The sequence below is a fragment of the Streptococcus sanguinis genome, assembly GCF_050223295.1.
GTDB lineage: Bacteria > Bacillota > Bacilli > Lactobacillales > Streptococcaceae > Streptococcus > Streptococcus sanguinis_X.
Map to the genome: position 1 here is coordinate 2362828 of NZ_CP071424.1, position 21376 is coordinate 2384203.

Annotated in this window: 19 protein-coding genes and 3 tRNA genes; 6 read left to right on the top strand and 16 right to left on the bottom strand. The window is 37.1% G+C overall.

What is annotated here, in order from left to right:
• Positions 1–57: 57 nt before the first annotated feature.
• From J1C77_RS11735 to yfmF, 7 genes are read right to left on the bottom strand one after another with little or no spacing between them, the layout of a single operon-like run.
• Positions 58–852: an energy-coupling factor transporter transmembrane component T family protein gene (locus tag J1C77_RS11735; protein WP_002905670.1), complete on the bottom strand. Its 795-nt coding sequence runs from the start codon at positions 850–852 to the stop codon at positions 58–60.
• Positions 845–1684, bottom strand: a complete 840-nt coding sequence (locus J1C77_RS11740; RefSeq protein ID WP_002894262.1) for an energy-coupling factor ABC transporter ATP-binding protein — start codon at positions 1682–1684, stop codon at positions 845–847. Before J1C77_RS11740 ends, J1C77_RS11735 begins: the two co-directional genes overlap by 8 nt.
• Positions 1660–2496 (bottom strand): energy-coupling factor ABC transporter ATP-binding protein, encoded by an 837-nt coding sequence (locus J1C77_RS11745; protein ID WP_002922842.1) that lies wholly within the window; start codon positions 2494–2496, stop codon positions 1660–1662. Before J1C77_RS11745 ends, J1C77_RS11740 begins: the two co-directional genes overlap by 25 nt.
• A 1-nt stretch (position 2497) precedes the next feature.
• Complete coding sequence (gene pgsA, locus J1C77_RS11750; RefSeq protein ID WP_002922841.1) at positions 2498–3037, bottom strand: CDP-diacylglycerol--glycerol-3-phosphate 3-phosphatidyltransferase; 540 nt, start codon at positions 3035–3037, stop codon at positions 2498–2500.
• Positions 3038–3053: 16 nt separating this feature from the next.
• Positions 3054–3908 (bottom strand): cytoskeleton protein RodZ, encoded by an 855-nt coding sequence (rodZ, locus tag J1C77_RS11755; protein WP_002922839.1) that lies wholly within the window; start codon positions 3906–3908, stop codon positions 3054–3056.
• A gap of 33 nt (positions 3909–3941) precedes the next feature.
• A complete protein-coding gene (gene yfmH, locus J1C77_RS11760) occupies positions 3942–5237 on the bottom strand; it encodes an EF-P 5-aminopentanol modification-associated protein YfmH (RefSeq protein ID WP_002922835.1) in 1296 nt (431 codons plus the stop codon).
• A complete protein-coding gene (gene yfmF / locus J1C77_RS11765) occupies positions 5237–6484 on the bottom strand; it encodes an EF-P 5-aminopentanol modification-associated protein YfmF (protein WP_328263234.1) in 1248 nt (415 codons plus the stop codon). The genes yfmH and yfmF overlap by 1 nt, the downstream gene beginning before the upstream one ends.
• A 188-nt stretch (positions 6485–6672) precedes the next feature.
• Between yfmF and yaaA the strand changes: the two genes are divergently transcribed.
• Together yaaA and recF are read left to right on the top strand one after the other, a co-directional pair.
• Positions 6673–7071, top strand: a complete 399-nt coding sequence (gene yaaA / locus J1C77_RS11770; RefSeq protein ID WP_002922833.1) for a S4 domain-containing protein YaaA — start codon at positions 6673–6675, stop codon at positions 7069–7071.
• Between the two features lie 2 nt (positions 7072–7073).
• A complete protein-coding gene (gene recF / locus J1C77_RS11775; protein ID WP_049547777.1) occupies positions 7074–8168 on the top strand; it encodes a DNA replication/repair protein RecF in 1095 nt (364 codons plus the stop codon).
• 180 nt (positions 8169–8348) lie between these two features.
• Here the strand turns inward: recF and guaB are convergent, their stop codons facing one another.
• Both guaB and trpS read right to left on the bottom strand, forming a co-directional pair.
• On the bottom strand, positions 8349–9830 hold the full coding sequence (guaB, locus tag J1C77_RS11780; protein WP_042763084.1) for an IMP dehydrogenase: 1482 nt from the start codon (positions 9828–9830) through the stop codon (positions 8349–8351).
• Between the two features lie 205 nt (positions 9831–10035).
• Positions 10036–11061, bottom strand: a complete 1026-nt coding sequence (trpS, locus tag J1C77_RS11785; protein WP_002922829.1) for a tryptophan--tRNA ligase — start codon at positions 11059–11061, stop codon at positions 10036–10038.
• Between the two features lie 290 nt (positions 11062–11351).
• On the opposite strand from trpS, the gene J1C77_RS11790 reads away from it, so the two are divergent.
• Complete coding sequence (locus J1C77_RS11790) at positions 11352–12974, top strand: ATP-binding cassette domain-containing protein (RefSeq protein ID WP_002922828.1); 1623 nt, start codon at positions 11352–11354, stop codon at positions 12972–12974.
• Positions 12975–13049: 75 nt separating this feature from the next.
• A complete protein-coding gene (locus tag J1C77_RS11795; protein WP_002922827.1) occupies positions 13050–15635 on the top strand; it encodes a YfhO family protein in 2586 nt (861 codons plus the stop codon).
• A gap of 114 nt (positions 15636–15749) precedes the next feature.
• Here J1C77_RS11795 and J1C77_RS11800 read toward each other — a convergent pair.
• The 7 genes from J1C77_RS11800 to rlmH all read right to left on the bottom strand — a co-directional run bounded on the left by J1C77_RS11800 (position 15750) and on the right by rlmH (position 18962).
• A tRNA-Asn gene (locus J1C77_RS11800) sits at positions 15750–15823 on the bottom strand.
• Between the two features lie 5 nt (positions 15824–15828).
• Positions 15829–15900 (bottom strand) — tRNA-Glu (locus tag J1C77_RS11805).
• A 45-nt stretch (positions 15901–15945) separates the two neighbouring features.
• Entirely contained in the window at positions 15946–16710 is a 765-nt protein-coding gene (gene comE / locus J1C77_RS11810; protein WP_002899424.1) for a competence system response regulator transcription factor ComE, read from the bottom strand.
• Positions 16711–16715: 5 nt separating this feature from the next.
• Positions 16716–18050 carry a competence system sensor histidine kinase ComD gene (gene comD / locus J1C77_RS11815; protein ID WP_002922826.1) on the bottom strand — a complete coding sequence of 445 codons (1335 nt, stop codon included), beginning with the start codon at positions 18048–18050 and terminating at the stop codon, positions 16716–16718.
• Between the two features lie 27 nt (positions 18051–18077).
• Positions 18078–18185, bottom strand: a complete 108-nt coding sequence (locus J1C77_RS11820; protein WP_002905686.1) for a competence protein — start codon at positions 18183–18185, stop codon at positions 18078–18080.
• A gap of 181 nt (positions 18186–18366) precedes the next feature.
• A tRNA-Arg gene (locus J1C77_RS11825) sits at positions 18367–18440 on the bottom strand.
• A 42-nt stretch (positions 18441–18482) separates the two neighbouring features.
• Positions 18483–18962: a 23S rRNA (pseudouridine(1915)-N(3))-methyltransferase RlmH gene (gene rlmH / locus J1C77_RS11830; RefSeq protein ID WP_002922825.1), complete on the bottom strand. Its 480-nt coding sequence runs from the start codon at positions 18960–18962 to the stop codon at positions 18483–18485.
• A gap of 203 nt (positions 18963–19165) precedes the next feature.
• On the opposite strand from rlmH, the gene J1C77_RS11835 reads away from it, so the two are divergent.
• Complete coding sequence (locus J1C77_RS11835) at positions 19166–20338, top strand: S1C family serine protease (RefSeq protein WP_002922824.1); 1173 nt, start codon at positions 19166–19168, stop codon at positions 20336–20338.
• A gap of 63 nt (positions 20339–20401) precedes the next feature.
• Complete coding sequence (locus tag J1C77_RS11840) at positions 20402–21163, top strand: ParB/RepB/Spo0J family partition protein (RefSeq protein ID WP_002922823.1); 762 nt, start codon at positions 20402–20404, stop codon at positions 21161–21163.
• Positions 21164–21376 lie beyond the last annotated feature (213 nt).

Sequence of the window (21376 nt, forward strand, 5' to 3'; positions counted from 1 at the left end):
GCAAAAAATAGACAAGTTTAACTTATACTATTCTCTAAAAACACTTTAAACAGCAGATCAGTTTTTCAATATATAAAGTAGAATACCTAATATAAGTAAGCTAATAATAGCCAAGCTGTCATTTCTTTTCCATGCTAATCGGCGAAAACGTGTCCGACCTTCACCTCCATTATAGCCACGTGCTTCCATGGCAATAGCTAGAGCATCTGCCCTTTTAAAACTAGAAGCAAACAAAGGGATTAGAATGGGAATAATAGATTTAACCTTTTGAACAAGCTTTCCCTCACCAAAGTCAACACCACGCGCCCTCTGGGCGTTCATAATCCGAGTAGTATCATCCATTAAAGTTGGAACGAAGCGCAGGCTCATAGAGAGCATCAGGCCAATCTCATGTGCTGGCACCTTGAAAACCTTCAGAGGTTTCAGCAAAGACTCAACCGCATCGGACAAGCTTAAGGGCGTCGTTGTCAGAGTCAGAAGAGTAGAAAAGAAAATAATCAGAATAAATCGGCTAAAAATAATGCCAGCCTGTGACAGTCCTAGTTCTGTAATTCTGACAAAAGCGAATCGAAAGATTGTGGCTCCTCCCGAGGTCAAAAACAGCTGGAACAAGGTAGTAAAAGCTATGATAAAAACCATGGACTGGATACCCTTTAAAAAGAACTTCAAAGGAACCTTGGACAGCAAGACCAAACTAAAAACGAAAACAAACAACAGCAGATTAGTCACAAGATTATTAGCCCAGAAAATTAATAGAATAAAAAGAAACATCGCCAGCAACTTGCTCCGCGGATCCAAACGATGGATAATTGAATTTCCGGGAATATAGCGACCTAAAATCAACTTATCCATGCAAGATCTCCTTGAATTCTTCAATTGTAATAGGATAATGCGAGAAATTCATCCCTTTCTCCGCCAATTCGTGAGCAAATTTTGTAATCTTAGGAACACCCAATTGAATACTCTCCATAAAATCCAAATCCTGAAAGACCTGAGCAGGCTGACCGCTCTTGACTACTCTGCCCTTATCTAAAACATAGACTGTATCAGCAAAGTTGGCTACATCATCCATTAGGTGTGTTACCAAAACAATGGTCATACCGGCACGATGCAGCTCTTCAAAGAGCCTCATCAGTTCTTTTCGACCAGATGGATCAAGTCCTGCTGTCGGCTCGTCCAAAACCAAGATATCAGGCTCCATAGCCAGTATACCTGCTATGGCCACCCTGCGCATCTGGCCACCAGAAAGTTCGAAAGGACTGCGATTGAACAAATCCTCAGAAATTCCGACTAAGTGCAGCTTTTCACGCGCCAAAGCTTCCGCTTCTTCCTTAGAAACACCAAAATTCTGAGGACCAAAAGCCACATCTTTCAAAACTGTTTCATCAAAAACTTGACTTTCTGGAAATTGAAAGACCAGACCGACCTTCTTGCGTACCTGTTTAATGTCTTTATTGACGGAATCAGCTGTGATGACTGTACTGCCTACTTCAACACTGCCCTGATTGGGAACCAGCAAGCCATTTAAAAGCTGGAGAATGGTTGACTTACCGCTGCCTGTATGGCCGATAAGAGCGGTATAGCTGCCGGATTTTATCTCCAAATCCACCCCAAAAAGCGCTGGTCCCTCAAAAGGGGTGCCAGCTTGATAAGTATAACTTACATTTTTGAGAGTAATGCCCATAGTTGATCCTGCAATTCTTTTTCTGTTAAGTAAGAGTCTGGCAGAGGAAGCCCTGACTGACGCAAAGCCGTCTTTACCTGATTAACAAATGGCTGATCCAATCCTAGCTCTTCTAAATCTTCTCGAGAAAAAAGTTCTCTCGGGGTAGCGGTAGATTCAACCTGACCCTCTTTCATGACCAAAACACGGTCGCTTAAGGCTATTTCATCCAGGTCATGAGTGATAGAAATGACGGTCAGCTGATTACTATCTTTAATTTTTTTCACGGTCTGGATAAGATCCAAACGTCCCTCTGGATCCAGCATGCTAGTTGCTTCATCCAAAATAATAATATCCGGTCTCAGAGCTACCACACCTGCAACAGCTACCCGCTGTTTCTGGCCTCCGGAAAGACGAGCTGGTTCACGCTCCTTAAAATCCTGCATGCCGACAAGCTCTAATGCCTGCTGGACTCGCTCTACCATCAGATCATAGTCCAGCCCTTGATTTTCCAAACCAAAGGCTACATCGTCTTCTACAGTTGCACCGACAAACTGATTATCTGGATTTTGGAATACCATGCCAATCTGTCTGCGTTTTTCCCAGACATTTTCAGCTGTTAGCTTATCGCCTGAGATAATAATATCTCCGCTTTCCGCTTCTAAAAGACCGTCAATCAAACGAACAGTGGTTGATTTTCCACTGCCATTATGACCGACAATAGACAGCCATTCCCCTTTTTTTACCTGAAAGGAGACATCGTTTAAAGTGTAATTCTCAGACTCACTATCGTATTTGTACTTAAGATTTCTTACTTCGATGATATTTTCCATATTATTTAAAGGTATCTTTAAAGAGATAGGCACTTCCCTTGAAGTAGTCATATCCAGAATAAATCGTAAAGATTAAAGCGATATACAAAAGGATTTGCCCTAAGAGAGTCCAATGAATCAGTAGAAAAATAATAGCAAACATCTGCGTGAAGGTCTTGATTTTACCAGGCATAGCAGCCGCCAAGACTGTACCGCCTGTTTCCACTAGAAGCAAGCGCAGACCTGTTACTGCCAATTCCCGGCAAATAATAATAGCCACAACCCAGGCAGGAGCCATTTTCATCTCGATTAACATGATAAAAGCAGACATCACTAAAAGCTTATCAGCCATGGGATCAGCAAATTTGCCAAAATTTGTTACTACTTCCCACTTTCGAGCCAAATAACCATCTAGATAATCAGTTATACTGGCAAAAGCAAAGATAAAAGCTGCTAAGATATGCATGGGATAAGAATGACCGAATGTTAAAATCACAACAAATACAGGGATTAAAGCAATTCTAACAAGAGTTAAGGCGTTTGGAATATTTTCTTTTTTCATGGTATTCCCTTCGTTTTTATCCTTTCGTAATGTTCAAACTAATGGTTCCACTATCGCTAGTCAAAGCCGAAGTATCTAGTTTTTGTCCCTCTATCGTCACAGTTGCTCCTTTAACAGGTGCTAACGTTATAAGATACTTATTGCCTGGCTCAAGAGCAACCGTCTGGCTTGATTTTTCAGGAGATAAGGTGACGCCTTCGGCTAGTTCTGAATCGCTTATGCTTACCAAATTGGTCGTTTGCTCCACAGAAACGGTCACTTTGACAGGCTGACTTGCTCCGCTGTACTCAGCAGTCAAATTATCTCCGCTTCCACTAACTGTCAACTTGCTAGCCGAGGAAGAAACTGACTTAGAATCAGCTGAAGAAAAGGAACTCTTCTGACTGTTAGTGCTTGTAGAGGAAACCAGACTATAGTTGTTGTCAGATGCTTTAAAACTTACCGAATTAGTATGAGCATAGCTCCAGATATAGTATGCCACGAAAGCAGCAATAGCTGAAGCCAACAAGAGAAAATAGAACAAGGGCAGAAAAGAGCTTTTATTTTTATTTTTTCTGCTCCTGAATTCCTCATCTGCTGCCAGTGCCACTTCATCAAAAACTATCATCTCACCAGCTTCGTAAGCCTCCAAAATAATGGATTCATCCAAATCTACAGCCCAAGCATATTTCCGCAAGAAGCTACGTGCATAGAAAGGACTAGGAAGCAAATCATAGTCATTTCGTTCCAGCGCTTCCAGCAAATCCTGCTGGATATCTGTCTTTTTTGACAATTCCTCTAAGCTCAGCCCTTGATTGGTCCGGGCAAGCTTCAACACTTCTCCTATCGTTTTTTTTCTCATACGTACTTTTCCCTTATTTCTATTCTTCACTATTTTAACAAAATTTTAAAAACGATTCTGGAATTATTTTGGAAAAATAGTAAAATCTGTCATATCACACTGATCGATAAATCGATGACCTAGTTTTATCACATCATTCAAGCTGATGTCCTGTAAAATTTTCGGCAAATCAAACAGATTCTCACCCGTCAAATGCGGTTCATATTGGGTTGCAATATACTCAAGCGAGTTTAAACCGTGCAGAAAATCACCAAACATCTCGCTTTTAATCGTATCCAAATGCTCTTCTGTCACATCCGGATCCTTGTCAAAATTCTTGATGGCTGAACGAAATTGATGAGAAAGTCCCACCGGTTCCTGAGTATCCATCGTCAGCATGACAAAGTGAAAATCTTTTTCTACTTCCACTTCCAGCGTTAAAGAATTATCCATTTTCCCACTTTCATAGAGGGATTGGAAACGCTTGGAAGTCCAGCCAAACATCATGGCAAATAAAAGTTTCAAAGTGATTTTATAGCGATACAACTCCGATTCATCAACAGAGTCTGTACCTCGAATCCCAACTGCCAGTTTTGGACTAGCCACCTCCATTCGGTAGATATCCGTTGATACCACTGGGTGAAGGGTAACAGGAATTTTTTCAATCGGTTCAGAGCTCTCAGGAAAAACTAGTTTTTCCTGCTGTTCAGCAATCTCTGCAGCTATCTGTTCCAAATCAAAATTACCAATTACAAACAAAGTCATATTAGAAGGATGATAAAAGTTCTTGAAATTTTCCTTCAAATTTTCGACGGTAATCTCAGAGATGGACTCTTTCGTTCCTGCAATGTCTTCTGCCAGAGGTGTTTGAGGATAGAGATTGGCCAAGGCTCCAAAAAAGAGACGATAATCTGGATTATCCTGATACATTTCAATTTCTTGGCCGATAATATCCTGTTCCCGCAAAATAGATTCTTTTGTGAAATCAGCCCGATGCACCAGTTCTTGCAAAAGCTGTAGATTTTCTGAAATGTTATCCGTTGCAGAAAACAGATAGCTGGTCCGAGTAAAGCTTGTAAAGGCATTACTCTCAGCCCCTAGCTTAGTAAATTCAAGCAGCAAATCCTTTCCTTGCGGGCCTTCAAAAAGCTTATGTTCCAAAAAATGAGCTATTCCAGCCGGATATTGAGTGATCTGCTTGGTTTCACGTGAAACAATCCCAGTATCCACTGAACCAAAATTAGTTGAGATAATCCCATAAGTTTCATTAAAATCATTTTTAGGCAGAAGAAAAACACGCAAACCGTTTGCTAATACTGTCTGATAGACAGTTTCTCCTACTGCTGAATAATTGATTTTTTCTAGCACTTCTCCCTGCATTATTTTCCTTCCATAAAGTAAATAGCTTGTAATTTCAACTGACCAGCTGCCTTGATAATATCATCCTTACGAACCTGTTCCAAAGCTTCCAGCCAAGCTTCAAGAGATAAGAATTTGTTCCCTAAAACAGAAGACATATAAGCTCTCTCTAAGATTGTATTCTGTCGATCCTGAGCTAACAATACTGAATTTCTCAGCATTTTCTTGGTTTGATTCAGTTCTTCCTGACTAAAATTCCCGCGCTTCAAATCAAGAATCTGTCGGTTGATTAAAGCAATTGTTCTGGTCCGATTACTGCGGTCAATACCAGCGTAAATCCGCATCATTCCTGAAAAAATATCAAAATTGCTAGAAATTGTATAAGCCAGCCCTTCCTTTTCACGAAGATTGACAAATAATTTCGAATGGGCAAAGCCACCTAGCAAAGCATTTAAAACGACCAAAGGCAGGTGCTCACTCTCTCCGTACTGAATAGGGAAGTGATAGCCTAACTCAATAATTGACTGATGGACATCTTTCTGCTCCAGTCCTTCTCGCAAAACATTGGAATATTCTTGCTGATAAACTAACTGAAGTTCTTGCTGACGAGGTGCAAAATTGAAAGATTGAATTTTCTCCCGAACAGCCACTTCATTAAAGTCCCCAATAAAGAAAAAGTCAATCTGATTTTCCTGAAGCATCTGCTGAAAAGCAGCAAAACTGCTTGCAGCTGTCTCTTTCTGGATTAATTCAATCGTCCCAACACGAGGCATCTGCATTTCCTCTTCTTCATAAAAGAGTTTGTCTAATTCTCGATGAGCATGATAAAAATGATTCTCAATTTCAGCTTCCAAATCATTCAAGATATTTTTCTTCTCAATTTCAAAAGCAGATTCATCAAAAGCGTCCTGACTTACCAATGGAGAAAACAAGCTGGCTTTCAAAAAATCAAGCATGGCATCTGTCAGGACATTCTTACGACTCAAAAATTTATCCCGCACAAAAGAAAGATTGATATCTAAATAATGGACCAATCCTCTCCTTGAAAGACTCGTAGAATAATCAGCTCCATACAAATTGGCCAAACGTTCCCTGAAGGCCTGCGAAGTAGGATAAACCGCATTGACAGTTTCTAGCATACTGGCTGTTAAAACCCGACCAGCTACTGTTTCTTTGGACATAGGCGCTGAAAAACGAACCCTAATTTTGTTTGTTTTAAATTTTTCTGATTGAATAAAATGGAGACGAACTCCTTTAGTGATTTCCATGACGCCCCTCATACTGAATAATATAGACTACTATTATATCATGAAATGCCTCTGATTTGTTTGTTCTACCAAGCTTTTTGCTGATTAAAACGTTTTCTGATAACAGGAGAAAATTTCCGAATTTTATCCAAAGCACCTCAGCACTTTTTACTAACAAATATGGTATAATGACAGGGTTGAGGTGAAATATGGAATATAAATTATTTGATGACTACATCACGCTACAAGCCCTTTTAAAAGAAACAGGAATTATCCAAAGCGGCGGAGCAATTAAAACATTTCTAAGTGAATATCCAGTTCTTTTTAACGGTGAGCCAGAAAACCGCCGGGGAAAAAAACTCCGTGTCAATGACAGGATTTCTCTTCCCGAGCAAGGAATTGAAATTAATCTGACAGCTCCTAGTCAAGAAGAAATTCTGCAACACCAGAAAGAAATCGCAGAAAAAAAACGAGTTGCTGAACTTGTCAAAGCCATGAACAAGGAATTAAAAAAATCGCAGATTTCTAAAAAAGAAAAGCGTAAGAATACAGGGGTACCTAAAAAGCAGAAAACTACTAAAAGCCCTGTTCGCTTCCCTGGTATCTAATCATGTGGCTGCAATCATTAAAAATCAAGCATTTCCGAAATTATCAGGAAGCTGATATTGACTTCCATCCTGGCTTAAATGTCTTTCTAGGCCAGAACGCACAAGGTAAAACCAATATTTTAGAAGCTATTTATTTCCTAGCCTTGACAAGAAGCCACCGTACATGCTCAGATAAGGATCTGATTCATTTTACAGAAAATGACCTCCTTGTTTCTGGCATCTTAGAAAAAAAGACTGGTAAAGTTCCCCTTGACATTAACTTGACACCAAAAGGTCGCATCACAAAAGTCAACCACTTGAAACAAAGTAAATTATCAGACTACATTGGAACTATGAATGTTGTCCTGTTTGCTCCTGAAGATTTACAGCTGATTAAAGGCTCCCCCAGTCTACGTCGTAAATTTATAGACATTGAGCTTGGACAAATCAAGCCTGTCTATCTATCAGATTTATCCAATTATAATCATGTCCTTAAACAACGCAATTCCTATCTGAAAGCTAATGATAAAGTTGACGAAACTTTCTTGACTGTCCTTGATGAACAGCTGGTTGACTATGGCTGTCGTGTCATAAAGCATCGGTTGGATTTTTTGCAAAAATTAGAAAGTTTTGCTCAAGACAAGCACTGGGACATCTCTCAAAATCTGGAAAAATTGACTGTCAAGTATCTGTCGTCTATTCCTTTACACAAAATTGACAATTTAGAAGAAACTTACCGCTCTTCCTTATTAAACAGCCGTAAACGCGACCTATTCAAAAAAAATACAGGTGTTGGTCCCCATCGTGATGATATTGCTTTTTTTATCAACCAGATGGATGCCAACTTTGGTAGTCAAGGTCAGCATCGCAGTCTTGTTTTATCACTGAAACTAGCTGAAATCAAGTTAATAGAAAGCACTACGAAGGAAACGCCTATTTTGTTGCTTGACGATGTAATGAGCGAACTTGACAATAACCGTCAACTAAAATTATTAGAAACTATCTCTCAGGATATTCAAACTTTCATCACTACAACAACTTTAGAACATTTAAAAAATCTTCCACAAGATATTAAAATTTTCACCATTCAGCAAGGACAAATCATGTCTCAATCCTAGCATTACATGAGATTTACGTTTTTGTAAATTTCATTTACAAAATCTTGCTTATAGTGTAAACGAATTATATCGAATTGTTGTTAGAACAGCTTTTATAGCCTTTTGAATTGTAAAAGTATGTCAATTTAAATCGTAAATTTAAAACGAGGTTAGGAAAAATTCCCGACCTCGTTTTATTTTTTATTGAACTGAATAGTTAGGGGCTTCATTTGTAATTTGCACATCATGAGGGTGGCTTTCCTTTAATCCGGCGCCACTCATCTCAATAAACTGAGCATTATCGTGAAGTTCTTGCAGATTTGCAGCACCAACATAGCCCATTCCAGAGCGAATACCACCAAGCATCTGGAAGACAATATCTGCAGCAGCTCCCTTGTATGCCACACGGCCTTCAATTCCTTCTGGAACTAGCTTATTCGCTTCATTGACAGAACCTTGGAAGTAACGGTCACTAGAGCCCTTCTTCATAGCGGCGATAGATCCCATACCACGGTAAGTCTTAAATTTCCGACCTTGGAAGATTTCCGTCTCGCCTGGCGCTTCGTCTGTTCCTGCAAACATTGAACCCAGCATAACAGCATTTCCACCTGCAGCCAAGGCCTTAACAATATCTCCAGAATATTTAATCCCACCATCAGCAATGATGGTTTTTCCATATTCACGCGCCACAGCAGCTGCATCATAAATAGCAGTTACTTGAGGAACACCAACACCAGCAATGACACGGGTTGTACAGATAGAACCAGGACCAATTCCGACCTTAACAACATCCACACCTGCATCAAAAAGTGCACGCGCACCCTCAGCAGTTGCAATATTTCCAGCAATCAAGGTGCGATCAGGGAAATGAGCACGAATCTCAGCAATCTTGCGCAAAACTCCAGCTGAGTGTCCATGAGCAGTATCAATAACAATCGCATCTGCACCAGCTTCAAAGAGAGCTTCTGCACGTTCAAAAGTATCTGAAGTAACACCAACAGCACCAGCTACCAAGAGACGGCCAAACTCATCTTTAGCAGCATTTGGAAACTCAATAACCTTTTCAATATCTTTAATGGTAATCAAACCTGAAAGACATCCCTTATCGTCAACCAAAGGCAACTTTTCAATCCGGTGCTCTTGCAAAATACGCTCTGCAGTTCCCAAATCTGTTCCAACAGGCGCCGTTACAAGATTCTCACTGGTCATATGGCGAGAAATAGGTTGGTTATAGTCAGAAATAAAACGCAAATCACGATTAGTTAGAATCCCTACTAACTTACGATTTTCAAGAGTTTCTACAACAGGAATACCACTGATACGGTAACGTCCCATCAACTCATCTGCTTCAGCAATCGTATGCTCTGGCGTTAGGAAAAAAGGATCAATAATTACGCCATTCTCAGAACGTTTAACCTTTCGAACTTCATCGGCCTGTTGCTCAATAGACATATTTTTGTGGATAACTCCAAGACCGCCAGCACGGGCAATAGCGATAGCCATCTGACTCTCTGTAACAGTGTCCATAGCGGCAGTAATGATTGGGATATTCAAGGTCAAATTCTCAGCAAGCTTGGTACTCAAATCAGCATCATTGGGCAGTACATGGCTTTCAGCTGGAATCAGAAGCACATCATCAAAGGTAAAACCTTTTTTCAAAAATTTAGTGTCCCAGTTAGACATCCACAGTTTCCTCTTTTCCTTCTTATTTGAACTAATACCCAAAGAAAATTGAAGTTCAGTTTTCTTTGAATAAGAGCTGGTTTTTTTGTTGTTAATATCATACCATTCTATAGGAAATTGTCAATCATTATTATACAAAAAATAAAAACCATCATTTTTAAAACTAAAAACGATAGTTTTTGTGATTTATAATCAATAATGTTCGTTATTTAAAATAATTAATCCCCATCGCAGACTTCACTTCCGAAAGAGTCTGAGAGGCAGTCTGACGTGCCTTATCGCATCCTTCTTGCAGCATCTGATAGACCTGTCCCATGTCTTTAGCAAACTCCACACGACGCTCACGAATCGGACCTAACTCTCGCTCTAAAATTTCTAACAGATAGCGTTTAGTTTTGACATCTCCCAGACCACCTCTTTGATAATGCTCTTTCATTGCAGCAATATCAGCAGCATCTTCGGGGCGGCCAAAAACATCCAGATAATGAAAGACCATATTTCCCTCAATTTTTCCAGGATCTTCCACTCTGATATGATTAGGATCTGTATACATGCTCATAACTTTCTTTTGCAGAATATCCATATTATCTGCCAGATAAATACCGTTATTGAGAGACTTAGACATCTTAGCATTGCCATCCAAACCAGGCAAACGTCCAGCTGCTTCATTTTCAGGATAAATTCCTTCCGGTTCTACCAAAACATCTGTCTGATAAGCGTGGTTAAAGGAACGAACAATTTCCCGAGTCTGCTCAATCATAGGCTTTTGATCATGTCCGACTGGTACAAAATTAGCTTTAAAAGCAGTAATATCCGCTGCCTGAGAAATTGGATAAACTAAAAATCCAGTCGGTAAACTTTCCCCAAATCCTTTTTGCGCAATTTCTGTCTTGACAGTAGGATTGCGTTCAAGACGAGCCAATGACACCAAATTCATATAATACATTGACAACTCTGCCAACTCAGGAATCTGACTTTGAATAAAAATAGTCACCTTTTCAGGATCCAATCCAGCCGCTAGATAATCTAAAGCTACATTCCCAATAGACTCAACAATTGTCTGAGGGTCCTTTGCATGATCTGTCAAAGCTTGCTGATCAGCCAAAAATACGAACATATCATATTTACCCTGATCCTGCAAAAGCACGCGATTCCGTAAACTTCCTACATAATGACCAATATGCAATTTTCCTGTCGGACGATCTCCTGTTAAAATAATTGGTTTAGTCATTTATTACTCCTCAATTTATAATGAGTTCATTATATCATTTTCAATGAAAATGAGAAAGAAGTTTCTAGAAAAAAGCAAAAAATCCAGTTTTTACAACTTTATTGACACGCCTTTACAATATTTGTAAACTTAATTAACAAACTATTCTGGCTGGAAAACCTAAAAGTCTTAGTTCATTCTATTCTCCTTTTTTCTTTTTGCTTAGATTTTTTCTTTTTATCTCAGAATTATTTGAAAAAAGTTCTGTTTTCTAGTAAAATGAAGAAGATTATATATATAGGAGAAAGACATTGCTTACAGTATCAGATGTATCACTGCGTTTCAGTGACCGAAAATTATTTGATGAAGTCAACATCAAATTTACAGAAGGAAATACTTATGGATTGATTGGAGCTAACGGCGCTGGAAAATCAACCTTTTTAAAAATTTTAGCTGGAGATATCGAGCCAACAACAGGCCACATTTCTCTAGGACCAAATGAACGTCTTTCAGTCCTTCGCCAGAACCACTTTGACTATGAAGAAGAACGGGCTATTGATGTTGTAATCATGGGAAATGAGCATCTCTACAACATCATGAAAGAAAAAGATGCTATTTATATGAAGCCTGATTTTTCTGATGAAGATGGTGTACGTGCGGCCGAGCTTGAGGGAGAGTTTGCTGAACTAGGTGGCTGGGAAGCTGAAAGTGAAGCCTCACAATTATTGCAAAATCTCAATATTCCGGAAGATCTTCACTACCAAAATATGAGTGAGCTCTCTAACGGAGATAAGGTTAAAGTACTCTTAGCAAAAGCCCTTTTTGGTAAACCTGATGTCTTACTTCTGGACGAGCCAACTAACGGTTTGGATATTCAGTCTATTACTTGGCTGGAAGACTTTCTTATCGATTTTGACAATACAGTTATTGTTGTATCCCACGACCGTCACTTTCTGAATAAAGTCTGCACTCATATGGCCGACCTTGACTTTGGAAAAATCAAACTCTATGTCGGAAACTATGATTTCTGGAAAGAATCAAGTGAACTTGCGGCTAAGCTGCTCGCTGACCGAAATGCCAAAGCAGAAGAAAAAATCAAGCAACTTCAAGAATTTGTTGCTCGCTTTTCTGCCAATGCTTCAAAATCAAAACAAGCAACTTCTCGTAAAAAGATGCTTGACAAGATTGAATTAGAAGAAATTGTTCCATCTAGCCGTAAATACCCATTTATCAGCTTTAAAGCAGAACGTGAAATCGGTAATGATCTCTTGACAGTGGAAAACCTTTCTGTCAAGATAGACGGAGAAATTATTCTTGATAATATTAACTTCATTTTACGTCCTGGCGATAAAACAGCTTTGATTGGCCAAAACGACATCCAAACGACAGCTTTGATTCGTGCTTTGATGGGTGATATTGAGTATGAAGGAACTGTCAAGTGGGGTGTCACAACCAGTCAATCTTACCTACCAAAAGATAATTCTCGTGACTTTGCTAATGGTGAATCAATCCTTGACTGGCTGCGTCAATTTGCTAGCAAAGAAGAGGATGACAACACCTTCCTTCGAGGTTTCCTTGGACGCATGCTTTTCTCTGGAGATGAGGTTAACAAGTCTGTCAATGTCTTGTCAGGAGGAGAAAAAGTTCGGGTTATGTTATCTAAGTTGATGTTGCTTAAATCCAACGTTTTAGTCTTGGACGATCCAACCAATCACTTAGATTTGGAATCAATCTCCAGCTTAAATGATGGATTGAAAAACTTCAAAGGATCCATTATTTTTGCTAGCCATGACCATGAATTTATTCAAACCTTGGCCAACCATATCATTGTTCTGTCTAAAAACGGTGTGATTGACCGCATTGACGAAACCTATGATGAATTCTTGGAAAATCAGGAAGTTCAGGCAAAAGTCAAGGAACTTTGGAAAGATTAATTCCTTGTCAACTTATATTTACAAAGCTTTACAGAGGCATGAAACAACGTTTCTGCCTCTTTCTATATAAGAAATATGAATCACATTAAAGAATATTTTAAAAAAAATTGGCCTTATTTTTGTGCCTTCTTTCTTCCATTTTTCATCATGTTCTTTGTCTACTTGATGTATGGAATTTACTGGAATAGCGAAACGTCTCCCTTGCTTGGTGACGGCTTTCATCAATATGTCATTTTTGATACCAACCTAAGAAATATTCTTCATGGCACAGATAGTATTTTCTATACTTTCTCCAGTGGACTTGGACAGAATTTCTATGCTTTATCCAGTTATTATTTAGGTAGCTTCCTATCTCCTTTGGTTTATTTCTTTGATTTGAAATCAATGCCAGATGCCGTCTATCTATTTACCTTAATCAAGTTTGGATTAATTGGACTCTCTGCCTTTATCAGCATCAAAGGAATATTCAAAAAGATTCCAGCTTTACTCATCATCACTCTTTCAACTTCATTTTCTTTAATGAGTTTTTCAGTCAGTCAATTGGAAATTAAAACCTGGCTGGATGTGTTTATCCTTGCACCTTTAATTGTTCTAGGTTTACATAGGTTGATAACTGGAAAAGGCAGAGTACTATACTTTACAACACTGTCAATTCTCTTCATCCAAAATTATTATTTTGGATATATGATGGCAATCTTTTTGGTCTTTTGGTACTTTCTTCAATTATCTTGGGATTTCAAAAATAGAATTAAAAGTTTACTTGACTTTACAATCGTATCTGCTTTAGCAGGTCTGACTAGCCTAGTCATGATTCTGCCAACTTACCTAGATATAAGTACTCATGGTGAAACCTTAACAAAAGTTTCTTCCTTGTTGACAGAAAAAAGTTGGTTTTTAGATGTGTTTGCTAAAAATTTTATTGGCAGTTTTGATACAACCAAGTATGGTTCTATCCCTATGATTTATGTCGGCACCTTCCCATTGATTCTGGCTATCTTATTTTTTACCTTAAAATCTGTTAAGTTTCACGTGAAACTTTGCTACTTTTTACTTATTGCAATTTTCATAGCTAGTTTTTATCTTCAATATTTAGACTTACTTTGGCAGGGAATGCATGCTCCGAACATGTTTCTTCATCGTTATTCTTGGCTATTTTCTCTGATAGTTATCTATATGGCTGCTGAGACTTTAAATCGTTGGAAAGATGTGAAAGTAATGAATGTTGCCATTAGTTTCACTTTGCTCAGCCTCGGATTCATTCTTACTTTTATTCAGAGAAAACATTATGACTTTTTGGGTCCTGAGAATTATATTCTAACATTAGAATTTCTGCTGGCTTATCTCTTGATTAGCTTTGTCTTAGCAAAATCTTCTATTCAACCAAAAATCATTCTCCCTGTCTTGCTCTTCTTTGTTACTTTTGAATTGTCGCTTAATTCCTATTATCAAGTTGGAGGAATTGCTAAAGAATGGGTATTTGCCACTCGTTCATCTTACGCTAGTCATCTTGACGAGATTGACAAGCTTGTCAATTATTCCAAAAAGGAAAATATTGACTTTTTTAGAACTGAAAGATTGAATCCACAAACGGGAAATGACAGTATGAAATTCAACTACAATGGAATTTCCCAGTTCTCATCTGTTCGAAATACTCAGGCAAGTTCTACTTTAGATAAACTTGGTTTTAAATCAGCAGGAACAAATCTGAATCTCCGTTATCAAAACAACAGTATTTTAATGGACAGTATTTTTGGTGTTCGCTACAATCTATCTGAAACAGATCCTCAAAAATTTGGTTTTCTTCCTGAGAAAACTGAAAAAGAAATGTCTCTCTACCAAAATGATGCTGCACTTGGTTTAGCTTTTCTGACCAATGATATTTACCATGATGTAAAGTTTACAAATTTGACTTTAGATAATCAGACAGAATTTTTGAATCAATTGACTGGCTTTGATTTTAAATATTATGATAAAGTAGATGCTATAACTACTAATGAAAATGTCAAGCAAATTGGTAACAGAGTGACTGTGGATGTTGACAGAGAGCATAATACAAGCTTTGCTAGTGTAATCTATACTGTCAATGTACCTGCTAACAGTCAACTATATGTTAATGTTGCTGGGATTGATTTTAGTAATGATGATCAGACAGATGTTGACATTACTGTCAATAACTTTACAGAACGTTATACAACTAATAATGTATTTCCTTTCTTTAATGCTGGCTATTTCAGTCAAAGTCAAACAGTATCTATTCGCTTTACATTCCCAAACAATTCGACGGTTTCTTTTGATACGCCAGAATTTTTTGCCGTTAATACTGAGCAATATCAAAATGTCATTCAAAAATTAAAAGAGCAGCCCGTTTCCACAACTACTGATTTAAACACAGTAAAAACAAACTATAGAGCGGAAAAGGATACTTCATTATTCTTTACCATTCCTTATGATAAGGGATGGTCAGCCACTCTTAACGGGGAGCCCGTCACACTAAAACGAGCTCAAAATGGCTTTATGAAATTAGATGTGAAAAAAGGAGAAGGAAATGTTGTCCTCACTTTTATTCCTAATGGACTGAAAGAAGGTGGCATTGCCTTCATATCTGGCATAATCTTATTTGTTTGCTATAATTTTCTAAGTAGGAAACGACAGAGAATGTAAATATATCAAAAAAAAACAGCTACTTACCAATATAAAAAATAAGGCTCTTCATTAAAATGCTAGTGAAGGCCTTTTTTTGAACAATAAAAAAACACCCACTAGGAGTGTCTCTAGCTCCGGCAGTAGGACTCGAACCTACGACATCATGATTAACAGTCATGCGCTACTACCAACTGAGCTATGCCGGATAATATAGTCCGTACGGGATTCGAACCCGTGTTACCGCCGTGAAAAGGCGGTGTCTTAACCCCTTGACCAACGGACCATATGGTATGCTCTCTTTCAGAACATATTCCATTATATCAGGTTTTTAAGCTTTGTCAACTCTTTTCCCTTTATTTTCGAAAATATCTTTCAGATATTTTACTCTTAAACGAGTGACCGGACAGCGATGATTTTCGTAAAAAATAATTTCTCGATTTTTCTTGTCATAATCAACAATGTTGCCAATATTAACCAAATAAGATTTATGTGGTGAAAAAAATCGTTTAGATTGCTGATCTTTTTCTTGAATATCTGTTATCGTTCCATAAAACTCCTTGAGAAAATTTTTACCGACAATCCGAAGTTTATGAGAGCTCCCCGTCGTTTCGATATACAAAATATCGTTATAAGGCATTCGAACATCATTGCCACGATAACTATATTCAAAATAATCTACCATATTGGTATTTTCAATTAGTGTACTCTTAGTGTAAAGAATACTGTCTTTGATTCTATTTTTAAAAGCATCATTGTTGATATCTTTATCGATAAAATCAAGTGCTGAAACTTTATATTTAAAAGTCATAGTAGCAAATTCAGATTTTGAGGTTACAAAAACTATAATGGCATAAGGATTATGATGACGGATAAATTGAGCTACTTCCAGCCCTTTTGTTTCCTCTCCTTTAATGTCAATATCCAAAAAATAAAGCTGGTTAACGTCTCCATTTTCAATATATTTTTTGAATTCTTTGATTTTTCCTGTAACCTGAACCTGGATGTCAATTCCAAGTTCCTCAGCAATTTCTGCTAATGTCGTTTCCATCCTGACTTGATGAGATACGGTATCCTCTAAAACTAACACTTTCATAAATTCTATCTCCTAATTGTTAAAATCTGTGTAAAATTGTTTGGCTCAATTTGTGTATCAAGAGTGATAAATTCATACCTATCTAAAATTTCCTTGATGTTATTCAATCCATAGCCTCTATTTTCTCCTTTAGTTGAAAATTCGGGCTGATAGAGTTCTTCCAAATCCAATTTTCCTTCTTTACGAGAATTTTGAACAACAAATATGGTTTTATCATCCAGCTGAACCAGAGAAACATGAACAATTTTTTCTAGACTGTCAATGGCACTCTCAATAGCATTATTTAATAAAATACTAGCAATTCTCACCAGATCTAACAACTTGATTGGAAGGCGTTCCACTTTATCCTTAACTTCAAAAGTCAGCTGAATCTGATGTTCACGCGCTTGAAAGATTGTCTCAGTCATGACACTCCTTAAAGCTGAATCTCCTACATTATTCAAATCAAAAACTGTATATTTATCTGAACGCAGGTTCAAATTTGCATCAGCCAAGACCTCTTGATAAATGTGCTCAATTTCCTTGATATCTCCAGTTTGAATAGCCACTTGCATACTCGTCAACATGCTAGCATAATCATGACGAAATCCTTTGATTTCATAGTATAATCTCACAATTTCATCAGTATATTCCTGAAGTCGAAGCTGTTCAGATTCTTTTTGACGCAAACGCTCTTCTTTCTCGTATTTCTCACGGCTGTCCTTGAATGTCACCAAGGTAGAAAGAAAGACCAAGAAACAAATAGTAGCAATCATACTGCTAAAACTGTTGAAATGCTTTATATTACTAATCCAATGAGAGAGATTTAAAATCAGCCAATTTATTGCATATAAACTACTAATCATCAGAATCTGAGATTTAAAGAAACTTCTTTTAAGATAATCTATTCTGAAATCAAAAATATCAATAACCTTTACCATAAAGAACAAGGATATTAAGTTGATACATGTCAGAAACAAGCCCATGTACTGAGCTACAAAATCATCTCCTAAAACAGATGAAATAATAACTGAAAAGAAAGTAGTAGAACTATCAATTGACAGACATAAAAAGAAGGAAAGTAAGAAAGATTGATATTTTTTAATTTTTTCAACTCTACAAAAATACCAAACTAAAAATAGAGGGAGAAAAAATGACAGTGTATATGATGGAATTGTGCTAGAAAATGAAAATATGTGTCCTAAAAAAGCAATTATAAACGGAACTATAATCTCAAGACCAAAGCAAACAGCTACAAAAAAGCGAGTATGCTTAATTTTAGTGATTTTTGATAAAATCACTAAAAATGCAGCTACATTAATAAAAGGATGAATAATTAATCCAATTATTTCAAGTGACATAAATTTCTCCCCTAAACTTTAAAATTCTTATCTTCCAAAAATCCAACCCCATGGATTTGGAACACCTCTTAAATCCCAAAAGGTTTGAACAAGTGAATTGCTATTTAAAGCAATTTGAAAAGAATAGATTTTCATAACTATCTCCTATCTTTTTATCTTGTAAGTCACCTTACATTTATCATTATAGAAAAATAGAAAGAGTTAGTGACAATTTTCCCTGAAATGTCATTTTTTATCCCCAAAATGACATTATACCAAAAAAATAGAAGAAAAAAACACGAAATATTGTAAAATATTCCGCATTTTTTTACCTTTCTGATCTCAGCAGGATTCGAACCTGCGACCGTTCGCTTAGAAGGCGAATGCTCTATCCAGCTGAGCTATGAGACCAATACCATCTCATTCTATCAGAAAATAGGGTTGTCGTCAAGATTACTTATGATAAGGACTCCCCTGCTGAATCATAAAAGCTCGATAGATCTGCTCTATTAAAACAAGTCGCATCAATTGATGAGGTAAGGTTAATTTTCCAAAACTCATCAGAAGATTTGCCCGTTTTTTTACTGCAGGAGATAAACCTAAACTTCCGCCGATAACAAAAGTGATATCAGAAAAGCCACGCACTGTAGTATCCATCATGATCTGACTAAACTTTTCTGACGGAAATTGCTTTCCTTCAATTGCCAAAGCAATAACAAATTCACGCTCATTGATTTTAGCCAGAATTTTATTTCCTTCTTTTTCAAGAATCTGCTGATTTTCTAAATCACTAGCTTTATCAGGTGTTTTTTCATCCGCTAGCTCAATCATTTCCACCTTGCAGAATCGATTGAGACGCTTCATATATTCAGCAATTCCATCCTTTAAATATTTTTCTTTCAGTTTTCCAACTGTTACAAGTTTTATTTTCATAAGTTTATTCTATCATATTCATCTATACTTCACACTTTATTAACAAGTAAAATTTATCTGGGAATCGGCTAATCTGTGTATTTTCTAATGACTATCAACAGTTTTTCTAAGTTTTCCACAAGGTGTGGAAAACTTAGAGGATTTAAGTTATAATTAAGTTTAGCTAACTATAATTTCATCAATTGTAATTCAAGGAGGAAAACATGAAAAACTCTTCAACTGCCTTCAAAAGGGCTTTATTGCTTTTTGCAGTGTTAATTATAGGTTTTATCGGTGGAAGTTTAGGAAATTATGTTACTACATTAGTAACTTCACGTGTAAAAATGAATGGAAATTCAACAACCAGTGTAACTACTTCATATAAAAACTCTACTGACATTTCAGAAGCTGTGAAAAAGGTTCAAAATGCCGTTGTTTCAGTAATTACTTATGCTGAATCTTCCAGCAGCGTTATCAATGATGAATCTTCCAACGATGAATCACAAATCTCCAGTGAAGGTTCTGGCGTAATTTATAAAAAGGACGGAAAATCAGCCTATCTGGTAACCAACACCCACGTTCTGAACGGATCAACTAATGTAGATATCTTGCTAGCTGATGGAAACAAGGTTCCAGGTGAAGTAGTTGGATCAGATGTTTATTCAGATATCTCTGTCGTTAAAATTAGCTCTGAAAAAGTAACTGATGTCGCTGAATTTGGAGATTCTGGTTCTCTGACAGTCGGTGAGACAGCTATCGCTATCGGAAGTCCTCTTGGAACAGAATATGCTAACTCTGTAACACAAGGAATTATTTCTAGTTTAGGCAGAAACGTTACATTACAATCTGAAAATGGTGAAAATATTTCAACAACTGCATTGCAAACAGATGCTGCAATCAATCCTGGTAACTCTGGCGGTCCGTTGATTAACATCCAAGGACAAGTTATTGGGATTACTTCAAGTAAAATTTCAACAAATGGTCAAACTTCTGTTGAAGGGATGGGATTTGCGATTCCATCTAATGATGTCGTAAATATTATCAATCAACTTGAAAAAAATGGAACAGTCACACGTCCTGCTTTAGGAATTCAAATGATGGATTTATCTAATCTGACAACTTCTGATTTTTCTAAATTAAATCTTCCTTCTTCAGTGAAATCAGGTATTCTTGTTCGCTCTGTTCAGCAAGGAATGCCTGCTGATGGCAAACTTCAAAAAAATGATGTCATTACAAAAGTAGATAACACAGATGTGGAATCCACTAGTGACCTTCAGTCTGCTCTCTACAAGCATAGTATTGGAGATGAGGTAGAGATTACTTATTATCGAGATGGTAAATCTCAAACAGTCAAAATCAAACTCACTAAATCAACAAAAGAGTTAAGCTCAAATTAACCTATTTACAAGATTGTCAACACACCTTTACACAATCGTAAAGGTGTGTTATTCTATATACAAATGGAAAACTTTCAATATATTGCACTTAAAGACATCCGAACCAACCCTTATCAGCCTCGTAAAGAGTTCTCACAAAAAAAGATTGAAGAATTAGCGGCATCAATCAAAGAAAATGGTCTCATTCAGCCAATCATTCTTCGGAAATCTTCACTTTTTGGTTATGAAATTTTAGCAGGCGAACGGAGATTTAGAGCTGCCTCTTTTCTTGGCCTAGAAACGATCCCAGCTGTCATCAAAGAATTATCTGATGATGAAATGCTGAAACAGGCCATTATCGAAAACCTTCAAAGAGAAGACTTGAATCCTATAGAAGAGGCTGAGTCTTATCAAAATTTGATTGACAAAGGCTTGACACATGATGAAATTGCTAAAATCATGGGAAAATCTAGACCCTATATCAGTAATATTGTCAGACTTTTACAGCTGGCTAAAGAAGTTCGCCAAGCTATCAAGGAAGAAGAAATTTCTCAAGGACATGCTCGCCTGCTGGTCCCCTTAAAAGAAGAAGAACAGTTACTATGGCTGGAAAAGATCTGTCGAGAAGATTTATCGGTTCGAGCAGTTGAAAAGCTTCTCCAACAAAAAAAGAGTCTCAAAAAGAAACCGAATAAAGAACTGTTTGCTAAATCTGAAGAGGAAAAAATTAAAAAAATTCTCGGTCTGAAAGTTTCTATTCAGTTAAAAAGCCAGAGTAAAGGGAAGCTGATTATTCCTTTTGAAAGCGAAGAAGAATATCAAAGAATTATAAACAGTTTTAAATAAAACTGTTATTTTCTTTTTTAAAAATAACAAGATTATCCACTGTAAAATCAATTAGGAAGCCTATTAAAATAAGAAATTTTAACTTTATTCACATTCTGTGGATAACTTCAGCTAACAATGTGAATTCTTTTCCAGTTCTTGTGGAAAACTTTGAACCTTTATGATAAAATAAGATGCGTATGAATCAGAAAATTATAGAAAAGGAGGGAAGTT